Source organism: Mycobacterium sp. SP-6446, from assembly GCF_001954045.1.
Lineage (GTDB): Bacteria > Actinomycetota > Actinomycetes > Mycobacteriales > Mycobacteriaceae > Mycobacterium.
Window position 1 is genome coordinate 63,829 of record NZ_MBEM01000154.1, and the last position, 18,440, is coordinate 82,268.

General features: G+C 67.8%; 19 protein-coding genes. 8 read left to right on the forward strand and 11 right to left on the reverse strand.

Annotation, left to right across the window (positions count from 1 at the left end; genetic code table 11):
• The first annotated feature begins 218 nt into the window (after positions 1–218).
• Positions 219–725 carry a PAS domain S-box protein gene (locus tag A5736_RS14335; RefSeq protein WP_254848363.1) on the forward strand — a complete coding sequence of 169 codons (507 nt, stop codon included), beginning with the start codon at positions 219–221 and terminating at the stop codon, positions 723–725.
• Here A5736_RS14335 and A5736_RS14340 read toward each other — a convergent pair.
• Genes A5736_RS14340 through A5736_RS14350 form a run of 3 tightly spaced genes read right to left on the reverse strand, consistent with a single transcriptional unit; the run spans position 722 to position 3,812 of the window.
• Positions 722–1,819 (reverse strand): acyl-CoA dehydrogenase family protein, encoded by a 1,098-nt coding sequence (locus A5736_RS14340; protein WP_076246894.1) that lies wholly within the window; start codon positions 1,817–1,819, stop codon positions 722–724. The genes A5736_RS14335 and A5736_RS14340 overlap by 4 nt on opposite strands.
• Complete coding sequence (locus tag A5736_RS14345; RefSeq protein WP_076246896.1) at positions 1,816–3,051, reverse strand: acyl-CoA dehydrogenase family protein; 1,236 nt, start codon at positions 3,049–3,051, stop codon at positions 1,816–1,818. The genes A5736_RS14340 and A5736_RS14345 overlap by 4 nt, the downstream gene beginning before the upstream one ends.
• On the reverse strand, positions 3,048–3,812 hold the full coding sequence (locus tag A5736_RS14350) for an SDR family oxidoreductase (RefSeq protein WP_076246898.1): 765 nt from the start codon (positions 3,810–3,812) through the stop codon (positions 3,048–3,050). The genes A5736_RS14345 and A5736_RS14350 overlap by 4 nt, the downstream gene beginning before the upstream one ends.
• Before the next feature lie 102 nt (positions 3,813–3,914).
• On the opposite strand from A5736_RS14350, the gene A5736_RS14355 reads away from it, so the two are divergent.
• Positions 3,915–4,244, forward strand: coding sequence for a PE-PGRS family protein (locus tag A5736_RS14355; protein WP_076122029.1), 330 nt, complete (start codon positions 3,915–3,917; stop codon positions 4,242–4,244).
• A 9-nt stretch (positions 4,245–4,253) separates the two neighbouring features.
• On the opposite strand, the gene A5736_RS14360 is transcribed toward A5736_RS14355, so the two are convergent.
• Positions 4,254–7,496, reverse strand: coding sequence for a carboxyl transferase domain-containing protein (locus A5736_RS14360; protein ID WP_076246900.1), 3,243 nt, complete (start codon positions 7,494–7,496; stop codon positions 4,254–4,256).
• Positions 7,493–9,028, reverse strand: coding sequence for a class I adenylate-forming enzyme family protein (locus tag A5736_RS14365; protein WP_175611275.1), 1,536 nt, complete (start codon positions 9,026–9,028; stop codon positions 7,493–7,495). The genes A5736_RS14360 and A5736_RS14365 overlap by 4 nt, the downstream gene beginning before the upstream one ends.
• A 62-nt stretch (positions 9,029–9,090) precedes the next feature.
• Here A5736_RS14365 and A5736_RS14370 point away from each other — a divergent pair, with 62 nt between their 5' ends.
• Together A5736_RS14370 and A5736_RS14375 are read left to right on the forward strand one after the other, a co-directional pair.
• Entirely contained in the window at positions 9,091–9,918 is an 828-nt protein-coding gene (locus A5736_RS14370; protein WP_076246902.1) for a thioesterase family protein, read from the forward strand.
• A gap of 9 nt (positions 9,919–9,927) precedes the next feature.
• Complete coding sequence (locus tag A5736_RS14375) at positions 9,928–10,407, forward strand: hypothetical protein (protein ID WP_076246903.1); 480 nt, start codon at positions 9,928–9,930, stop codon at positions 10,405–10,407.
• Here A5736_RS14375 and A5736_RS14380 read toward each other — a convergent pair.
• Positions 10,392–10,844: a flavodoxin family protein gene (locus A5736_RS14380; protein WP_139333310.1), complete on the reverse strand. Its 453-nt coding sequence runs from the start codon at positions 10,842–10,844 to the stop codon at positions 10,392–10,394. The two genes, A5736_RS14375 and A5736_RS14380, sit on opposite strands and share 16 nt — an antisense overlap.
• Positions 10,845–11,317: 473 nt before the next feature.
• Here A5736_RS14380 and A5736_RS14390 point away from each other — a divergent pair, with 473 nt between their 5' ends.
• Positions 11,318–11,896, forward strand: coding sequence for a hypothetical protein (locus A5736_RS14390; RefSeq protein WP_076246906.1), 579 nt, complete (start codon positions 11,318–11,320; stop codon positions 11,894–11,896).
• A 15-nt stretch (positions 11,897–11,911) separates the two neighbouring features.
• Here A5736_RS14390 and A5736_RS14395 read toward each other — a convergent pair whose 3' ends face one another.
• Genes A5736_RS14395 through A5736_RS26380 form a run of 3 tightly spaced genes read right to left on the reverse strand, consistent with a single transcriptional unit; the run spans position 11,912 to position 13,740 of the window.
• Positions 11,912–12,376: a hypothetical protein gene (locus A5736_RS14395; protein WP_076246908.1), complete on the reverse strand. Its 465-nt coding sequence runs from the start codon at positions 12,374–12,376 to the stop codon at positions 11,912–11,914.
• 9 nt (positions 12,377–12,385) lie between these two features.
• Positions 12,386–13,123 (reverse strand): 4-hydroxy-tetrahydrodipicolinate reductase, encoded by a 738-nt coding sequence (gene dapB, locus A5736_RS14400; RefSeq protein WP_076122022.1) that lies wholly within the window; start codon positions 13,121–13,123, stop codon positions 12,386–12,388.
• 56 nt (positions 13,124–13,179) lie between these two features.
• Positions 13,180–13,740 carry a hypothetical protein gene (locus tag A5736_RS26380; protein ID WP_076246924.1) on the reverse strand — a complete coding sequence of 187 codons (561 nt, stop codon included), beginning with the start codon at positions 13,738–13,740 and terminating at the stop codon, positions 13,180–13,182.
• Between the two features lie 139 nt (positions 13,741–13,879).
• On the opposite strand from A5736_RS26380, the gene A5736_RS14410 reads away from it, so the two are divergent.
• Entirely contained in the window at positions 13,880–15,244 is a 1,365-nt protein-coding gene (locus tag A5736_RS14410; protein WP_076246909.1) for an HNH endonuclease signature motif containing protein, read from the forward strand.
• A 15-nt stretch (positions 15,245–15,259) separates the two neighbouring features.
• Here A5736_RS14410 and A5736_RS14415 read toward each other — a convergent pair whose 3' ends face one another.
• Positions 15,260–16,348 carry a dihydrodipicolinate reductase gene (locus A5736_RS14415; protein WP_076122020.1) on the reverse strand — a complete coding sequence of 363 codons (1,089 nt, stop codon included), beginning with the start codon at positions 16,346–16,348 and terminating at the stop codon, positions 15,260–15,262.
• A 5-nt stretch (positions 16,349–16,353) separates the two neighbouring features.
• A complete protein-coding gene (locus A5736_RS14420) occupies positions 16,354–17,352 on the reverse strand; it encodes a Rieske 2Fe-2S domain-containing protein (protein WP_076122019.1) in 999 nt (332 codons plus the stop codon).
• Positions 17,353–17,486: 134 nt separating this feature from the next.
• Here A5736_RS14420 and A5736_RS14425 point away from each other — a divergent pair, with 134 nt between their 5' ends.
• Both A5736_RS14425 and A5736_RS14430 read left to right on the forward strand, forming a co-directional pair.
• Entirely contained in the window at positions 17,487–18,077 is a 591-nt protein-coding gene (locus A5736_RS14425; protein WP_076246926.1) for a TetR family transcriptional regulator, read from the forward strand.
• On the forward strand, positions 18,074–18,440 hold a 367-nt coding region (locus A5736_RS14430), incomplete at its 3' end, for a GNAT family N-acetyltransferase (protein ID WP_076246911.1). The genes A5736_RS14425 and A5736_RS14430, both read left to right, overlap by 4 nt.

Genomic DNA, 18,440 nt, shown 5'->3' on the forward strand with positions numbered 1-18,440 from the left:
AATGGATTAAAGCACCAGCTAATAAAATGCACTAGCGAAAATCAACGCGATACCCTGCGGCCCACCGCAATCAATTGTGCACGTGGCCAATAGCAAATTTGGTCAAAGAAATATGGACTTTGCCGCGCGGCATAACCTAACATTTGCTGCCAGCGGTATGGCTTGGGAGGGAGCTCTACCCCGTCGGGGACAGGGCCAGCGTATTGACGGAGTGAGCCGTGGCTACGGACGGTCCCACGACTGTGGGCGGTAAACGCATCGAACGCCGCCGCCCGAAGCGGCCCGGACGGTTGCCGATCGAAACGCTGCAGGATATGCCCGCGCTGGTCGTGTTGCAGCGGCTGCCGGCGCCGGCCCTGGCGGTCGATCGCGCCGGAACCATCCTCTTCGCCAACGCGGCGTTCTGCGACATGGTGGGCTATTCCTCCCGCGACGAGCTACCGACGGATTTCGACGAAATCTTCCGCAGCCTGCCGGCGCACGATCGCTGGATCGCGCTCGTTGGCACCGGCGGCCCACGGCTGGTCGAGCTGCGGCACCAGGAGGGCCACGCGGTGTGGGCCAGCATGAGCAAGTCGGCCATGCGGCGCCGTGACGACACGGTCGCGCTGGTCAGCTTCCACGACCTCACCGAAGAACTATGGCTGTGCCGCAAAGCCCTCGAACTACCGCATGAAGCATTGGCCCGAATGTCGCGGGGAGTCTTCCGAAGCGGAGCGAGCTAGCCCGGCGGCAGGTCGACCAGCTCCCCCAGTAGGGCCCGGTGACGATAGGCCGAGCCGAAGGCCAATTGGTCACTCTTGGCCCGCTTGAGGTACAGGTGCGCCGGATATTCCCACGTCATCCCGATACCGCCGTGCAGCTGCACGCACTCCTCCGCGGCGTGCACCGCGATTCCGCTGCAGTAGGCCTGCGCGAGGGCCGCGGCGATGCCCGCGTCTTCATCGCCGCGGGCGTGGGTGTCCGCGGCGTAGCGGGCCACCGCCGTCGCCGAGCCGACCTCGAACCACAGATCGGCGAGCCGGTGCTTGATTGCCTGATAGGAACCGATGGCGCGGCCAAACTGCTTGCGCTGCTTGGTATAGGCCAGCGTGGTGTCGAAACACCACTGCGCCAGCCCGAGTTGCTCCGACGCCAGCAGTGCCGCGCCGGTCTGTAGTGCCTCGGGCACGGCACCGTCGGCCGGCCCGACCCGCGAAGACGGCGCCGCCGAGAACCGCACGTTCGCAAGGGGTCTCGTCATGTCCAGGGCCAGCAGCGGCGACACCTCGACGCCGTCGGCGGCGGCGGAGACGGTGTGCAGTTCGAGCCCGTCCGGGCCGGCAACCGGCACCACCAGCACGTCGGCTTCGGCGGCGCCCGCGACGCTGCTGACCGATCCACGCAGCCCGTCGTCGCCGAGGCCGACTGCGGCGACCGGATCGCCCGGGGCCGTGGACAGCGGCACCGCCAGCGCGGCGGTGACCGAGCCCTGCGCGAGCTCGGGCAGGGTCTCGGTGTCGCCGGCCCGCAGCAGCGCGACCGTGGCCAGCACCGCGCTGGACAGGAACGGCACCGGCGCGACGGCCCGGCCGATCTCCTCCATGACGACGGCGGCCTCGCGGGCTCCCGCGCCGGCACCGCCGAGGGACTCGGGCACCAGCAATGCGGCCACCCCGAGGTCGGCGGCCAGCGCCCGCCACAGGGCCGAAAAGTCTTGCGGCGCTTGATCGTATGCCCGAGCAACCGTCTCGGGCGGGCAACGGTCGGCGAACAGGTGACGCACGCTGTCGCGCAGCGCGTCCTCGGTGTCGGAGTACAGCAGGTCGCCGGTGCTCATCGGTCCAGGTCCTTCCAGGCGACGTCCTTGTCGACACGGTGTTCGCCCGGCAGGCCGAGGATCCGCTCGGAGATGGTGTTGCGCAGGATCTCCGAGGTGCCACCCTCGATCGAGTTGCCACGCGCGCGCAGGTAGCGGTATCCGGGCTCGCGACCGACCAGGTCGACCGTTTCCGGTCGGCGCATGGTCCAGTCGTCGTAACGCAGCCCCGCTTCGCCGTGCAGTTCGATCTCGAAACCCGAAATGGCTTGCGCCAGCTTGGCGAAGGCCACCTTCATGCCGGCGCCTTCCGGTCCGGGCTGACCGGCGACGGCCTGCTGCCGCAGCCGTTCACCGGCCAGGCGAAGGACTTCGGCGTCGACCCACAGCCGCATCAGCTCGTCGTGCATCGCGGGGTCGCGAAGTTCGGGCTTTTCTCGCCAGGCCTTGGTCACCTTGCCGATGTGGCCGCCTTCGCGCGGGACACCGGCGCGAGTACCGATCGCGACCCGCTCGTTGTTGAGCGTGGTGGTCGCAACCCGCCAGCCGCCACCCTCCGGGCCCAGCCGGTTCGCGTCCGGCACCCGGACGTCGGTGAGGAACACCTCGTTGAACTCCGCCTCGCCGGTGATCTGACGCAGCGGCCGGACCTCGACACCGGGTTGCGTCATGTCGCACAGAAAGTACGTCAGGCCAAAGTGCTTGGGTACGGTCGGGTCCGTGCGGGTGACAAGGATCGCCATGTTCGCGTGCTGCGCCTGCGACGTCCAGACCTTCTGCCCGTTGACAATCCAGTCTTGAGGGTTATGCGCGTCGCGGACCGCGCGCGTGGCCACCCCGGCCAGATCCGATCCGGCACCGGGCTCGCTGAACAGCTGGCAGTAGATGTGCTCCCCAGTGAACAACGGGCGCAGGAACTTTCGCTTCTGTTCGTCTGTCCCGAACGCCGCGATCGTCGGTGCCGCCATGCCCATGCCGATGTAGTTCTTGACGGTGCCGCCGACGGGCGCGCCGGCTGCGGCCAGCTTGGCATCGACGAATTCCTGGGCTTTCCGCGGTAGATCCAGTCCGCCGAAACCAAGCGGCAGGTGCACCCAGGCCAGCCCCGCGTCGTACTGTGCGCCGAGGAATTCCCGCGGGTCGCTGGTGGCGGGATCGTGTTCGTCCAACAGCGCCTGCACCCGCGCGTCCAGGTCGGCGGTGACGTCAGTGACATCCTGAGTGACGCCCTGAGTGACGTCCTGGGCGCTCATTGCCGGAATCCGAACACCGGCCCGAGCAGCAGACCGCCGTCGATCACCATCGTCTCGCCGGTGATCCAGCTGGCCGCGTCGGACACCAGGAAGGCGACCGCTCCGGCCACATCGGTTGGCTCGCCGATGCGTCCGAGCGCGATCGACGAGGCGAGCGGATCCTCGTGGTCCTTCCACAGCGCCTCGGCGAGCCTGGTGCGCACCACCCCGGGCGCGATGGCGTTGACCCGCACGCGCGGTGAAAGCTCCAGCGCCAGCTGCTTGGTGACGTGGATCAGCGCGGCCTTGGTCGCGTTGTACATACCCATGGCCGGTGATTGATGCAGGCCGCCGATGGACGCGGTGTTGACGATCGCGCCGCCGTGCTCGCCCATCCACGACTTGACGGCGAGCGAGGTCCACAGCAGCGGCGCCCACAGGTTGACGTCGAAGATCTTGGTGAAGCGGGCGTGGTCCTGGTCGATCAGCGGACCGTATGCGGGATTAGTGCCCGCGTTGTTGATGAGGATGTCGACGCTGCCGAAGCGCTCCAGCGTGAGCTCGACGCAGCGCTGGGCCGCGTCCTCGTCGACCGCGTGAGCGCCGACGCCCAGGGCCTTGTCACCGACTTGCGCCGCGGCCACCTCGGCGGCCTCCTGCTTTCGGGCCGTGAGCACCACATTGGCGCCGGCGGCTGCCAGCTGTTGGGAAATCGCAAGTCCGATGCCACGGGAGGCCCCGGTGACTATCGCGGTGCGGCCGGTCAAATCCAGTGAGGTCATGTGAAGTGCCTTCTGTCTAGTGCACTAATTAATTTTCGTTCGCGATGTTTTGTACACGTGTCGACGTGGTATGCGAGACGCATGTTAGCGAAACTAACTCTCATGAAACCACTGGTGGTAGCCGGGGCGGTCGCCGCGGCGATCGCCGCGGCACCGACGGCAGCTGCTGATGTTTTTGCGGTGGGAGCAGCGACGACGGGGCCGGCGCCCACCCACGTTGTGTTCAAGGACGACCCGGGCGGCGGCGGCTGCGACGCCAACGGCAACTGTGGTTCCGGCGGCCAGAACCAGGGCCCCGGCGGTGGTCCGGGCGGGCAGGGCTGCGTGCCGGGCGTCGGCTGCGGCTCCGGCGGCCAGTTCGCGGGACCTGGCGGCGTGCCGGGTGGGCAGGGATGCCTTCCTGGCGTCGGTTGCGGGTCCGGTCACGGATAACGGTCACCGCTAACCGTTCGGTTCTCGGTCTCCCGGGAGCCTGGTGATCCAGGCCCGGGAGTCCGCGGGATCGATCACGTCGTCGAGTTCGAAAGTGGTCGCCGACCGCAGCGCCTTGCCATGCTCGTAGGCGGCCGCCACCAACTTGTCGAATAGTTGCTGGCGTTCAACCGGATCGGTTAGGGCGGCGAGTTCCTTGCTGAAGCCGAGCCGCACGGCGCCCTCCAACCCCATGCCACCGATTTCCCCGGTCGGCCACGCCACGGTGAATTGTGGCGCGCGGAAGGAGCCGCCGGCCATCGCCATCGCGCCCAGCCCATAACCCTTGCGCAGGATGATCATTCCGAGCGGCACGGTCAGCCGGGCGCCGAGGACGAACATCCGGCCGAACCGCCGGACCGCGGCGTCCTTCTCCGCGTCCGGCCCGACCATGAATCCCGGCGTATCGCAAAGCGAGATCACCGGCAACCGGAACGACTCACACAGCGCCAGGAAGTCGCCGGCCTTGTCGGCCGCCTCGGCGTCGATCGCGCCGCCGAGGTGGTGGCTGCTGTTGGCCAGCAATCCGTATGCCACACCCTCGACACGAACCAGCGCCGTGACGATCCCGACACCGTAGTCGGGGCGCAGCTCCAGGACCGATCCCCTGTCGACGATCGATTCGATCGCCCGGCGCACGTCGTAAGCGCGTAACCGGTTCTGCGGCACCACATGCCGGGCCAGCCGCGGATCGGGCGCCTCCCACTCGACCCGCTTGTCGTGGGAGCTGCCCTGGAAGTACGAGAGGTACTGCTTGGCCAGCGATACCGCGTGCGCCTCGTCGCGGGCGACCAGGCTTACCACGCCGTTGTGCCGCTGGACGTCGATCGGCCCGATCGCCTCCGGCGGGTACGCCCCGAGGCCGCCGCCCTCGATCATCGCGGGACCGCCCATCCCGATGTTGGCGTCCGGGGTAGCGATGATCACGTCGCACACCCCCGCCAGCGCGGCGTTGCCCGCGAAACACCGGCCGGAGACGATCGCCACCAGCGGCACCCGGCCGCTGAGGCCGGCCAGCATCCGGAAGGTCGGGACGTCCAGCCCGGCGGCGCCGCCGACGTCCGTGTCGCCGGGTCGCCCCCCGCCGCCCTCGGCGAAAAGCACCACCGGCAACCGCTTTCGGGTGGCCAACTCGAAGACCCGGTCGGTCTTGGCGTGGTTGCGCATGCCCTGCGTGCCGGCCAGCACGGTGTAGTCGTAGGACGCGACGACGGCCTCGGCTCCGCCGATGGTCGCCACGCCGGCGACCAGGCCGTCGGCCGGGGTGTTGGCGATCAGATCCTCTTCCGAGCGCCGGCTGCGCTGCGCGGCGATGGCCAGGGCGCCGTATTCGACGAAGCTGCCGGCATCGACCAGATCGGCGATGTTCTCCCGCGCGGTGCGGCGGCCTTGCTTGTGCCGCTTGGCAACCGCGGCCTGCCGGCCCTCGTCGAGGGTGAGCAGGTGACGCTCGCGGACCTCGTCGAGGTCGGCGCGTGGCCGATCGAGATCCATTGCGGCCCTGGCGGACTCGCCCACGCCGGCGGTCCCGGTTCGGGTGAAGACCAGCAACGGGTCCCCAGTTCCGACGACCTGGCCGGGTGTCACCAAACCGCGCACGGTGAACAGCGCGTCCGGTGCGACGAGCGCGTGCTGCATCTTCATCGCCTCGAGGACGACGAGCTGGGCGCCGGGGGCGAACTCCACGCCGTCGGGCGCTATCTCGACCACGGTGCCGGCCAGCTGCGCGCGCAGCGCTTCCTCACCAGGGTAGAGCTCGACGCTGGCAACACGGGTCTCATGCTGGTGGGCGAGTGCGGCGGACGCCAATTCGGGCAGCTTCTCGTCGAGGAAACCGGTGGTTACGATGCCCGACTGGATTTCGCTGTCGGACAACAGCTCTCGCAAGAACTCGATGTTGGTGCGAACGCCCTCGACGCCGAACTCGCCCAGGGCGGTGCGGGCCTTGCGCACCGCGGCGACGAACGACGATCCGCGCACATGGGCGACGACCTTGGCCAGCAGCGAGTCGTACCGCGTGCTGGTGACCAGGCCCGGCCGGCCGTAGCTGTCGACGCGAACTCCCGGACCGGTGGGCGGCGAGAACACCGTCAGGGTGCCCGCCGCGGGGACGACGGACCCGTCGGCGGCAAACGTCTCCATGTTGACCCGTGTCTGTATCGCGATGCCCCGCCGCGCGGCGGGTTCGCCGATGACTTCGGTGCCGTCGGAGGCGATTCCGGGCGGCAGGCCGAGTTGGTAGTAGGACGCACCCTGAGCGATGCCCAACTGCACCGCCACCAGGTCGACCCCTGTGGTTTCCTCGGTGACTGTGTGCTCGACCTGAATGCGGGGGTTGATCTCGAGGAAGACGTATCCATCCCCAGCGACCTGCTCCCCCGTTACCAGGAACTCGACCGTGGCCAGGCCGTGCAGGCCGATCCTGGCGCAGAGCCGGACGGCGGCCTGGTGCAGTTCTCGGCGCAGGCCATCCGAAAGCCCTTGTGCGGGCGCGATTTCGACGAGCTTTTGGTAGCGCCGCTGGATGCTGCAGTCGCGATCGCCCAGAGCCAGCGCGTGCGTCTGGTACCCCGCCGGTGCGCCCACGACCTGGACCTCGATGTGCCGCGCGGCGTCGAGAAGCGCCTCGGCGAACAGCGCCGGATCGCCGAAGCCCAGTTGTGCCTCCGCGGCGCACTGGCGGTAGGCATCGTCGAGGTGATCGGCGCTGCGCACCTGGCGCATGCCCCGCCCGCCGCCGCCGGCGAGCGCCTTGATCATGATCCCGCCCGGCTGATCGGCGAAAAACGCCGCGATGTCCGCCACGGTGCTCGGGCCGTCGGTTGCGGGCAGCACCGGCAGCCCGGCGGCGATCGCGGCGGTCCGGGCCGCCGATTTGTTGCCGGCCAGCTCCAGCACATCGGCGTCGGGTCCCACGAATGTGTATCCGTTCGCCCGGCACACACGGGCGAACGCGGCGTTCTCGCTGAGGAAGCCGTAGCCCGGATGAATCACTGCGGCGCCGGACTTCTTTGCGGCCGACAGTATCTCGGCGTGATCCAGGTACGCCGCGGGGCCGGCGCCCGGCAGGCCGATCGCCTCGTCCGCCGCGTGCACGTGCGGGCTGTCGGCGTCGTCCTCGGCATAGACCGCGACCGTTTGCAGGCCCAATTCCGTTGCGGTGCGGATGATTCGAAGCGCGATCTCCCCGCGGTTGGCGATCAGTAGCGTCATCGCAGCGGGTCGCCCCACTGCACCTGCTCGCGGAGTTTGCCCTTGAGCAGTTTGCCGCCGGCGTTGCGGGGCAGCGCGCTGTCCACCACCGTCACGTACTGCGGCACCTTGAAGTCGGACAGCTGGGCACGGCAGTGATCGAGCACGGCCGTCACGTCGATCCGGTCTTGGTCGCCGAACAGCACCGCACCGACCTTCTCCCCCATGACCTCGTCGGGCACCGCCAGCACGCACGCATCCGCGACATTGGGCGCCGACAGCAGCACCGCTTCCACCTCGACGCTGGAGACGTTCTCGCCGCCCCGGTTGATGATGTCCTTGAGCCGGTCGACGATGTGCACCCGGCCCGCGTCGTCGACCCGCACCACGTCGCCGGTGTGTAGCCAGCCGTCCACGATCGTGGCGGCGGTGGCCTCGGGCCGGTTCCAGTAGCCGCTGGTCACATTGGCCCCGCGCACCACCAACTCGCCCACGCCGGGCTCGTCGCCACCGAACGGGACCAGGCCAAGATCCACCGACGGCACCGCGTATCCAACCGAATCGGCGTGCTCGACCGCGTCGTCGTCGGGCAGCACGGTCATCAGCGAGGCCGTCTCGGTCATGCCGTACCCGTTGAACACCGTGGCTTGGCCAAACGCCTCCTTCACCGCGCGCACCAACGACGGGGCGATCGGCGCGCCGCCGTAGCCCACCCAGCGGACCCCAGAGACGTCGGCGCTGCCAAAATCCTTGTGCCGCAACATCAAGGCGTAGATCGCCGGAACGGTCACCATGACCGAGATTCGCTCGGCGCTCAGCGTGGCGATCAATTCGTCGAGGTTGAGCGCGGGCATGATCACCGACGCTCCCCCGAGCCGGGCCGCGGCCAAAAGCTGTGAGTTGCAGCCGGTCACGTGGAACAGCGGCACCGAGATCAGCGTGCGCATGCCCTCGCCGAGATCCCGCGGCTGCTCGAGACACCGGATCGCGTTCTCGGTGTTGGTCACGAACGCCTCGTGGGTGGTCGGAACTCCCTTGGGGTGGCCGGTGGTTCCCGACGTGTAGAACAGCGCGGCCGTGTCGGTATGACTGAGCCCGTGGGTCACGTGCGGCTCGCCGTCGGGCAGCGGGGCGCCGGGCGCGAGGTCCATCCGGGCGCCCGAGTCGGACAGGACGAACTCGACCTCGGGCTGCGCCGATCGCGTATTGACCGGCACCGCAACGCCCCCGGCCATCACGATGCCCCAGAACGCGAGCACCCAATTGATGCCGGCCGGGTAACGCACCGCGACACGGTCACCCGGGCCGAGCCCCTCGGCCTGCAGGCCGCCGGCGACCCTCGCCGCGCGGTTCCACAGTTCCCGGTACGTCAGCCGGCCGGCCCCGAGCTCGACGACCGCCTCGCTGTTCGGGCGGTTGTCGACCTGCTCGGCGAGCATGTCCAGCAGCGTCGCGGGCAGGCGGTCGTAGTGCGGGATGCCGTCGGGATCACGAGAGACGCCGGTGCTCGGGAAGGGGTTGTGGTCACTGGGAATTTCGATCACTGCAGGCATGCCCTGTCCTTGTCCTAGCGTCCTTGTCCTAGCCCGGTATCCGGTGTCCTATCGTGATACTGGTGACGACCGAGGATTCCGCCATCATGCCCGAGGCTTTCTTCACTGTCGATGGCGAGTTCTATTTGCCGGGCGCGCTGACGCGCGGACCGTGGGGCGCGGCGATGGGCGGCCAGAACGTCGGCGGTTTGTTGGGTTGGGGGATAGAGCGATCCGGTATCGATCCCGAGTTTCAACCCGCCCGCTTCACGGTCGATCTGTTGCGTCCGGCGCTGCCCGAACCGGTGCGGATTGAGACGTCGGTGCAGCGGGAGGGCCGGCGCATCAAGCTGGTGGACGCCGCGTTGGTGCAGAACGGGACGACGGTCGCGCGGGCCAGCGCGCTGTTTCTGCGGCGGGGCGATCACCCGGACGGGCGGGTGTGGTCCTCGCCGGTCGAGATGCCGCCGCTGCCGGCGGACTCCGACGGCTTTCCGGCCGACATGCCGTTTCTCATCTGGGGATACGGCGCCACCCTGGAAGGCAGTCCCGGCATCGCCGCAGGCGAGTGGGAGCAGTCGCACTCGCAGAAGTTCGCCTGGGTGCGGCTGTTCCGCCCGATGGTGCACGGCTATCCCCTGACGCCGTTTACCCGCCTGGCATTCGTCGGCGACATCACCAGCTCGCTCACCCATTGGGGCACAGGCGGATTGCGCTATATCAACGCCGACTACACCGTGACCGCGAGCCGATTGCCCGACGGTGAATTCCTCGGCCTGGCGGCCCAAAGCCACTACGGCACAGCCGGTGTGGCCACCGGCGCCGCGACCCTGTTCGACCGGCACGGGCCGATCGGCACCAGTTCGGCGCTGGCGTTGGCCCAGCCGGCCGAGGCGTTCCAGCCGGCTTAGGAGGTCAGCATGGTGATCCGGCGGATACGGGACAATCGGCTGGCGGCGGCCACCGTCTGCTTCGTGGGATACACGGCGGGAATGCTCGTGCTGGAGCGTCGAATGCGGCGCAGCGGCGGGCCGGGGATCATCCCATTTGAGCTGGCCGGCAGCGAATCTCGCGCCGAGGAGATCATGACCCGGTGGGGATCCGACGGTCAGCGGGCCGCGCGGTTGTCGCTGTGGCTGGACTTCGGCTACATGACGACCTACGGCATCCTCACGGCCCTCCTCGTCGACCGCACGCGGCGGCGGCGGGGCCATCCGGCCTTGTTGCCGGCTTTGGTGAGTGTCGCCGTCGCCGGCGACGCGGTCGAGGGGGTTTCGCTGCTGAAGGTCCTTCAGCGCAACCGGATCGCCGTTCACGCGAGGCGCGCCCGGATCGCGGCCCTGATCAAATTCGCTGTTCTCACGGGCGCCCTCGGCTACGTTGCTTACCCCATCAGCTGAGCGGCGACCGTCGCGCCTAGGTTCCAGCACGCCTCCAGGTCGTCTTTGGTCGGCTTGCTCGACACCACCACGTGCTCAGCGGCTTTCACCCAGCCGAGCCCGGTGGTGATCGCCTCCACGGCGCGTTCGGCTCCCTCGGTGCCCTCGTTGCCGTGCAGGTACAACCCGAACGGGCGCCCGCGGGTCGCGTCGAGGCACGGGTAGTAGCAGACGTCGAACGCGTGCTTGAGTGCGCCGCTCATGTAGCCGAGATTGGCGGGGGTTCCCAGGAGATAGCCGTCCGCCTCGAGCATGTCGGCCGGTGCGACGGTGAGTGCTGGCCGCCGCACCACCTCCACACCCTCGATCTCGGGATCGGTCGCGCCGGACAGGACCGCCTCGAACATCGCCTGCGTGAACGGCGACGGCGTGTGATGGACGATCAGCAGTCGCGGCACCGGCTGGCTCCCATCTGATGGCCGCGCCGGAGCGGCAGTCCGGCTGGAGAGCAATAGAGTATCCCTCCACATAGGAAACCAGATGTCACCGCGCCCCTTCTTGCCCGCGGTGAGAACAGCGGGCCGACTTGCGGAACTCTTGACCTACATACCCTACCGGGGTATCCTTTGGCAAAGATTGCGACCTTGGAGGAAATGTAATGACGATGTGGTATGGCGGGAATGGCTGGGGCTGGTGCAGCGGGATCGCCCACATTCCGTCGATGGTGATTTTGTGGGCGTTGGTCTTCGCCGTCGCGAGCATCGCGGTTGGTTTTGCTATCAGACCGCGACACGATCCCCCGGCCCGGATTGGTCGAAGCGAAACGGACGATGACGACTTCTACCGTCGATTGATGTAGCCACACGGGAAGCGTTGAGCTCCAAGTCTATTCGTTGAAGACATACCACCGAGGCGCTTAGGAGGCCACTGGATGGCTACATTCACGCGGCGGGCAGCACTTGCCGCGCTTGGCGCTGGCACGGTGCTGAGTATCGGGTATGCCCTTCGCGGGGTCTTTGGTTCATCCGTCCCGCGCGTCCGCTTGACCGACGGCGGCATGATGGGTGCAAGTCCGGCGGACATGAGCCTGTACATGGACATGTTCAACCGACACACCGAGATCACCCGCACCGTCGAGGAGATCCCCGGAGGGGTGCGCACCACCACCGAATCAAATGCCCCCGATCTGGCTGCGAAACTGCACGCACACGTGTCCAGCATGTACTCCCACCTCGGCCAGGGTTCCGAGGTCATGTGTATGAGCCAGAGCCTGCCAACGCTGTTCCGCAACGCCGGCGGCTACCGTCGCCAACTGACGCTCACGCCCACAGGCGTCATCGCCGAAGAAATCTCCGACAATCCCGTCCTCACCGAGACGATTCGCGCCCACGCCCGCGAAGTCAGCGGGTTCGTACGCGACGGAATGCCTGCCATGATGCAAGGCATGATGGGCGGTTCCGGCGGAATGATGGGCCCCGGCGGAATGATGGGCCCCGGCGGACGGCCATAACCGGTCCCGTCTTGCTCACCGGGCGTGGAGCTCGCTTTGTAGCTTCACGGCGGCTTTCATGGCTTCGCGGGCGCGGCGGCGGTCCCCCGCGTAGTCGTAGGCCCGGGCCAGCCGGTACCAGCGCCGCCAATCATCGGGCTCGACTTCCACCTCGGCGCGCACGGTGGCGAACAGCGCGTCGGCCGCGTCCCGCTCGATGCGACCCGACGGCCGTCGCGGAAGCGCACTGGTGTCGAGTTCCATTCCGTCCTCCGCGATCAGGCGGGCCAGCCTCTGGTGCGCGAATCCTGCGCGCAGGGTGGCGATCATCGCCCACAGCCCGACGACCGGCATGAGCAGCAGCGCCAGCCCCAGGCCCACGGCGGCGGCCCGCCCCGAGCCGATCATCGCGACGGCCATGCGGCCCAGCAGGACGAAGTACACCAGCAGCGCGACGCACAAGAATGCGATGAGGAGCTGGATGCGCAGCGTCTTGGTCATCGCAGTTTCTTACTGCAAGTTGAGCAGGGGCTCGATACCAACCGTGAGGCCGGGCCGTTCCCGGATGCGGCGCACCGCCAGCAGCACGCCCGGCACGAACGACGTGCGGTCCAGGCTGTCGTGACGGATAGTCAGCGTCTCCCCCTCGGTTCCGAACAGCACCTCCTGATGGGCGACCAGTCCGGCCAGCCGCACCGAGTGCACCGGAATTCCGTCGACGTCGGCGCCCCGGGCGCCCGGCAGGCTGGTGCTGGTGGCATCGGGATTGGGCGGCAAGCCTTTTCGCGCCTCGGCGATCAGCTTCGCCGTTCGGGCCGAGGTGCCCGACGGGGCATCGGCCTTGTGCGGGTGATGCAGCTCGATGACCTCGGCCGAGTCGAAGAACGGCGCGGCCTGCTTGGCGAAGTGCATCGACAGCACCGCCCCGATCGCGAAGTTGGGCGCGATCAACACGCTCGTGTTAGGGCTATCGGCGAGCCACGCCTCCACCCGCTCGAGGCGCTCGGCGGTGAAGCCCGTGGTGCCGACCACGGCGTGAATTCCGTTGTCGATCACGAACTTTAGATTGTCCATCACCACGTCCGGGTGGGTGAAGTCGATGACCACCTCGGTGCCGCCGTCGGTCAGCAGGCTCAGCGGATCACCGGCATCCACCTCGGCCGACAGCGCAAGGTCGTCGGCTGCCTGCACGGCGCCCACCATCGTCGACCCGACCTTGCCCTTGGCTCCCAGCACGCCTACCCGCATGGCCTTCACCCTAGACCGGGGCGGTTCCGCGCCACGGCGTGCGTCTCTCGCGCCGATCAGGTGTGGACGATCCAGCCCGCTTCGGTGTAGGGCGCGCTTTGCGCGGGGTCGTTGATCGTGATGTAAAGGTCGCCCGCCGTCGGCATACCGAAGCCGACGAATCCATGCGCGGTCTGCCCGTCGTGAAGGCCGCCCGATTGCAGCGGGGGCATCTTGTCGAGCCTCCGGTAGTCGACGGCAAGCGTTGCCGGCTGCGGCGCGTCGCCGGGATGGGTCCACGGCTGATTGCCGCCACCGTAGCTGGCAAACATGTAGCGCTGGTCGAACTGGAAGAACCGGTGCGATGTCGCGGTGATAGTCAGTTCCACCACGTTGCACGCGGAGCCAGGCGTCGGAGCCGCAAAATGAGTGGTGCATCCCGGCGGCAACCACGTTGCGCTGTTGACAGTGATGTCGGCGGTCGCGCCGTTGGCCGCCTGCGCATGCAGGGGCACGCCCATCTGACCGATCGGGAACGGTGGACCCTCGGCCGGGGTATCGGCCGAACCGGTGGCACACAAGGATGCGCCGGTGACCACGGCGACCGCGGCTGCCGCAATTACAAAGCCCGCGCGCACCACGCAAGGTTACCCACGTCGCTGCCGCGAAAAACGCGGAACCGCCCTTGGCCGCGAGCCTTTATCCACAGTTGGGCGTTCACCCACAACGGCCGCCTTCTCGGTGGCCTCGGGTGGGGCCGGGACCTAGAATTCGAACATGCGTTCGATCGAGGTCCCGGCCGAAGTGGCGGCCGCTTTGGAAGCGCAGGACGCCGCCGACGCGGCGATCCGGCGCCTGAACTTCGACGTCCTGAGCCCCGCGGTCCGGCTGCGCCTGCTGGAGCGAATGGAGACGGCCCGACGACGGCAGATGGCCGTAAGCAACGACGTTATCGGCGGCCTCGCGAAGGAGGATCCGGCCGACATTGGCGGCCCGGTCCACAAAGTGGTCGCCGACTGGCTGCGGATCAGCTGCGCCGAAGCCGGCCGTCGGGTCCGCGACGCCAAACAGCTCTCCCCGCGCCTGACGCTCACGGGCGAGGAATTGCCACCCGAGCTGCCGGCCACCGCCGAGGCATGGCGCGAGGGGCTGCTCGACGGTCAGCACGTGCGGGTGATTCAGACATTCATCGCTGACCTGCCGGATGCGATACCCGTCGAAACGGTGGAAAAAGCCGAGCGGTTTCTGGCCCGCCAGGCGGTGAAGCTGCGGCCCGACCAGCTCCAGAAGGTGGCGCACCAATGCGCGCTGCGGATCAATCCGGACGGAAAATTCTCCGACTCCGACCGCGCGCGGCAGCGCGGTTTCACGTGGTGCGGTCAGCGCTCCGACGGGATGAGCCTCGGGAAGCTGGTGGCGTCCCCGGAGTTGCGCGCCAACCTCGACGCCTGGCTGGCCCGGTTCGCCGCGCCCGGGATGTGCAATCCGGACGACCAAACCCCTTGCGTCGAAGGCGAACCCCCCGAGGAGTCGGCGGCCAGCGATCCGCGCAACCATGCCCAGCGCCAGCACGACGCGCTGAACGCCCTGGTGCGCGGGCGGCTGGGCGATCCGAAACTCGGTGTGCACAACGGCTTGCCGGTGACCGTCATCGTGTCGACCACCCTGCAGGAGCTGACGGCGGGCGCGGGCCGCGCCGTGACGGGCAGCGGCACGCTGCTGCCGATGCGCGACGTGATCCGCATGGCCAGCCACGCCTACCACTACCTGGCCGTGTTCGACGAGCACTCGAGCCGGCCGCTGTACTTGGGTCGGTCCAGACGAATAGCGTCACCGGATCAGCGAATAGTCCTGTACGCGAAGGATCGCGGCTGCACCCGCCCCGGCTGCGACGTGCCCGGCTACTGGTCCGAGGTCCACCACGTCGACGACTGGGCCACAGGCGGCATGACCGATGCCGACAAGCTCACCTTCGCCTGCACGCCCGACCACAAGCTAATCAACAAGGGCTGGCGGACAAGGAAACTCCCCGACGGTCGCACCGCGTGGATCCCGCCGCCGCAGTTGGACCGCGGCGCGCGCACCAACGACTACCACCACCCGGAGCGCCTCTTCGACGATGACGACGACGAAGCGCCTTGACACCCTTGGCGCGTGCTACCTCTTGAACCGCCCGGCGAAGCCGCGCAGCGGCAGGTCGGCGCTGGTGATCAGTCCCGGCCGCGCCGCCACCACCGACTTGATCGAGTACAGCGCGGGCATCCCGGTCACCGTCATGCCGATCGAGGCGAAGTTGTCCGGATTGGACAGGTCCACACCGGGTTTGGGGAAAATCATGTGTTTGTTGTAGACGCACGGGTCGCCTTTGATCTGCGTGATGTAGCAGCCCTTGATGTTCCAGCTCGGATCGGTGTGCGGGGTCATCTGCCACTCCAGATGCGTCTCGACCCGGGGCACCCCATCGACGATGCCCTGGTATTTGAGATAGTTGCCGCCCAGCGAGCCCTTGGGCAGCGTGTACCAGCCGAGGTCGACGTCCTTGGTGCAGGCGCCCAATTCGTAGCTGAACTTGACCTCGTCGAGCGGCAGATCGAAGCAGTCCGCCATCATCAGGACGCTGTCGGCGAAGACGCGGGTGTACTTCTCCAGCTTCGCCGGGATTTCGGGATCGTCGACGGGCTGGCCGTAGCCGACCTCGATCCAGGTGTCCTTGGAGTGGTGGCATGACACGTCGACGGATTCGATGGTGGTGATGTTCTCGATGTCGGCGACGTCGGCCGAGCACACCACGCCCAAAATCTGGTTCAGCCCCGGGTTCATCCCGGTGCCATAGAAGCTCGCACCGCCCTTCTCGCACGCCTCCGCCAGCAGCTGGGTCACCGGCTTGCCCGAGGGGTGCGGGTGGTTCTTGTCGCGGTGCCAGCCGGTGATCCAGTCGGCGGTGGTGACGATGTTGATCCCGGCCTCGAGCACTTTGACGTAGAGGTCCTCGTCGGGAAAGACGCCGTGAAACGTCAGCACGTCGGGCTTGGCGGCGATGATCTCCTCGACGCTCCCGGTAAACGTCACCCCGTTGGGAGCCAAGCCGGCGAACTCGCCCGTGTCCTTGCCGACCTTCTCCGGCGAATAGCAGTGCACGCCAACGAGTTCGAGGTCGGGCTGGGTGGCGATCCGCTTGATCATCTCCGAACCGACGTTTCCACTTCCGACCTGGAAGACGCGGATCGGTCGAGCGGGTGCGTTCATAAAATTCAGCCTTTCTGGGATGCGGCGTAGAACTGCTTGGCCCACTTGCGGATCGCGGTGAAACCCTCGTACTCGTCGGTGGCCAGCGCGGGTGGATCCGAATAGCGCTGGTGCTGCCAGATTTCGACGTCCTGCTCGAACTGGCGGATCACTTCGCGGCCGAATTCCTGCGCCTTGGTCGCGGCTCGGGCCGGATCTTTGCCCGCGCCGGCCTTAGGGCGGCCGATGTAGACCATGAACCGGACGTCGGAGGTGCGCTCGTCGACCGGCGTGATCGCCGAGATGGTGCGGTTGTCGACCATGCCCCAGCTCTTGGTCACAGCGATTCCCAGGCCGCCGTTGATGGCCTCGACCCCGCTGTTGACGTCCTCGATCTTCTGGCCGTCGTCGCCTTCGAAGGTGATGGTGAAGTCGACGAAGGAGACCGGCTCGTCGAAGTCGTGCCGGGTGAAGACCGGCACGATCGGGGTGTTGTGCACGAACTTGAAGTGCGCGAAGTCGACGCCGTTTTCCAGCACGTATTGCGGGTGCAGCTCGAGGCTTTCGCGGTACAGGCGCTGCTGTGGGTAGTAGTCGTCGGCGCTGCTGCCGTCGCCGAAGGCGGCGAACACGTCGGGCGCATCGAAATAGGGCTCGCGACGCTCGGCGTCGTGCCAGATGTAGACCGACTCGTTGCGCTCGACGACCGGATAGGTGCGGATGCGCCGGCCGCGGTTGGGATGGTCCTGATACGGGATGCACACGTTGCGGCCCTGCAGGCTCCACTGCCACCCGTGGAACGGGCACTGCAGCACCTCGCCGACCACCTTGCCGCCGTACCCCAGGTGCGCGCCGAGGTGTTCGCAGTAGGCGTTCATCACGGTGAGCTCGCCGGATTCGGCGCGCCAGGCGACCATCTCCTGGTCGAAGTACTTCATCCGGTGCACGTCGCCGACGCCGATCTCCTCGGACCAGGCGACCTGGAACCATCCAGTCGGTTTCATCGACAACGGCGGCTTAGCCATTTAAACCTGCCATCAGACCTGTCCTCGCCACAGAATCACAGTACCGTCTATGAAAATGTTAGGCTAGGCGGGTGCCCGAAACCAAAGCCGCCGGTCGACGCCCCAATCGGCGGGGCAACGCGACCCGCGAGAGCATGCTGGAGGCCGCGCTGCGGTCTCTGGCATCGGGCGAGCCGGGCTCGGTGTCGGCCAACCGCATCGCCAAGGACATCGGCGCCACCTGGGGCGCCGTGCAGTACCAGTTCGGCGACACCGACGGTTTCTGGGCCGCGGTGCTGCATCGCACCGCCGAGCGGCGGGCCGCGACCTTCTCCACGCTGTCGGCACCGGTCCACCCGGACGCGTCACTGCGGGAGCGTGTCGGCGCGATCATCGAAACGCTCTACCGCGGCCTGGCCTCGGCGGATTCACGCGCGATCGAGAATCTGCGGGCCGCGCTGCCCCGGGACCCCGGCGAGCTCGAGCGTCTCTACCCGCGAACGGCCACCGAATTGTTCTCCTGGGGCAAGAGCTGGCTGGAGACCTGCCAGCACGCCTTCGCCGGTCTCGACGTCGACGCCGACCGGGTACGCGAGGTGGCCGCCCTCATTCCCGGCGCGATGCGCGGTCTGGTGTCGGAGCGCCAGCTGGGGTCGTACGCCGACCTCGACATGGCGCGTCGGGGTCTGACCAACGCACTCGCCGCGTATTTGGAGGGTGCCACTGGAAAAATGAACCCAGAATGATCAGGATCCGTGCAGCCACACCGGCCGATTTCGCGGATGTCGCACGGATGCACTATCCCGTGTGGCGGCAGTCGTGGTCCGGGATACTGGCGGAGCACCTGCTCGACATGCTCGGGTCGCCGCGGCGCTGGGCCACCGAGACTTACCCGCAAGACCTCAGTCGGCCCGGCTGGTCCATGTGGATCGCCGAGGCCGACGGCAAGACAATCGGCGTGACCATCTTCGGACCCGACGAGGCCAATCCCGAAGACCTGCAAATCGACGCGCTCTACACCGCGGAGGAAAGCCAGCGCCGCGGCATCGGCACCCGCCTCCTCGACACGGCCGTGCGCGCCAACCCCTCCGGCGACGTGATCTTGCAAC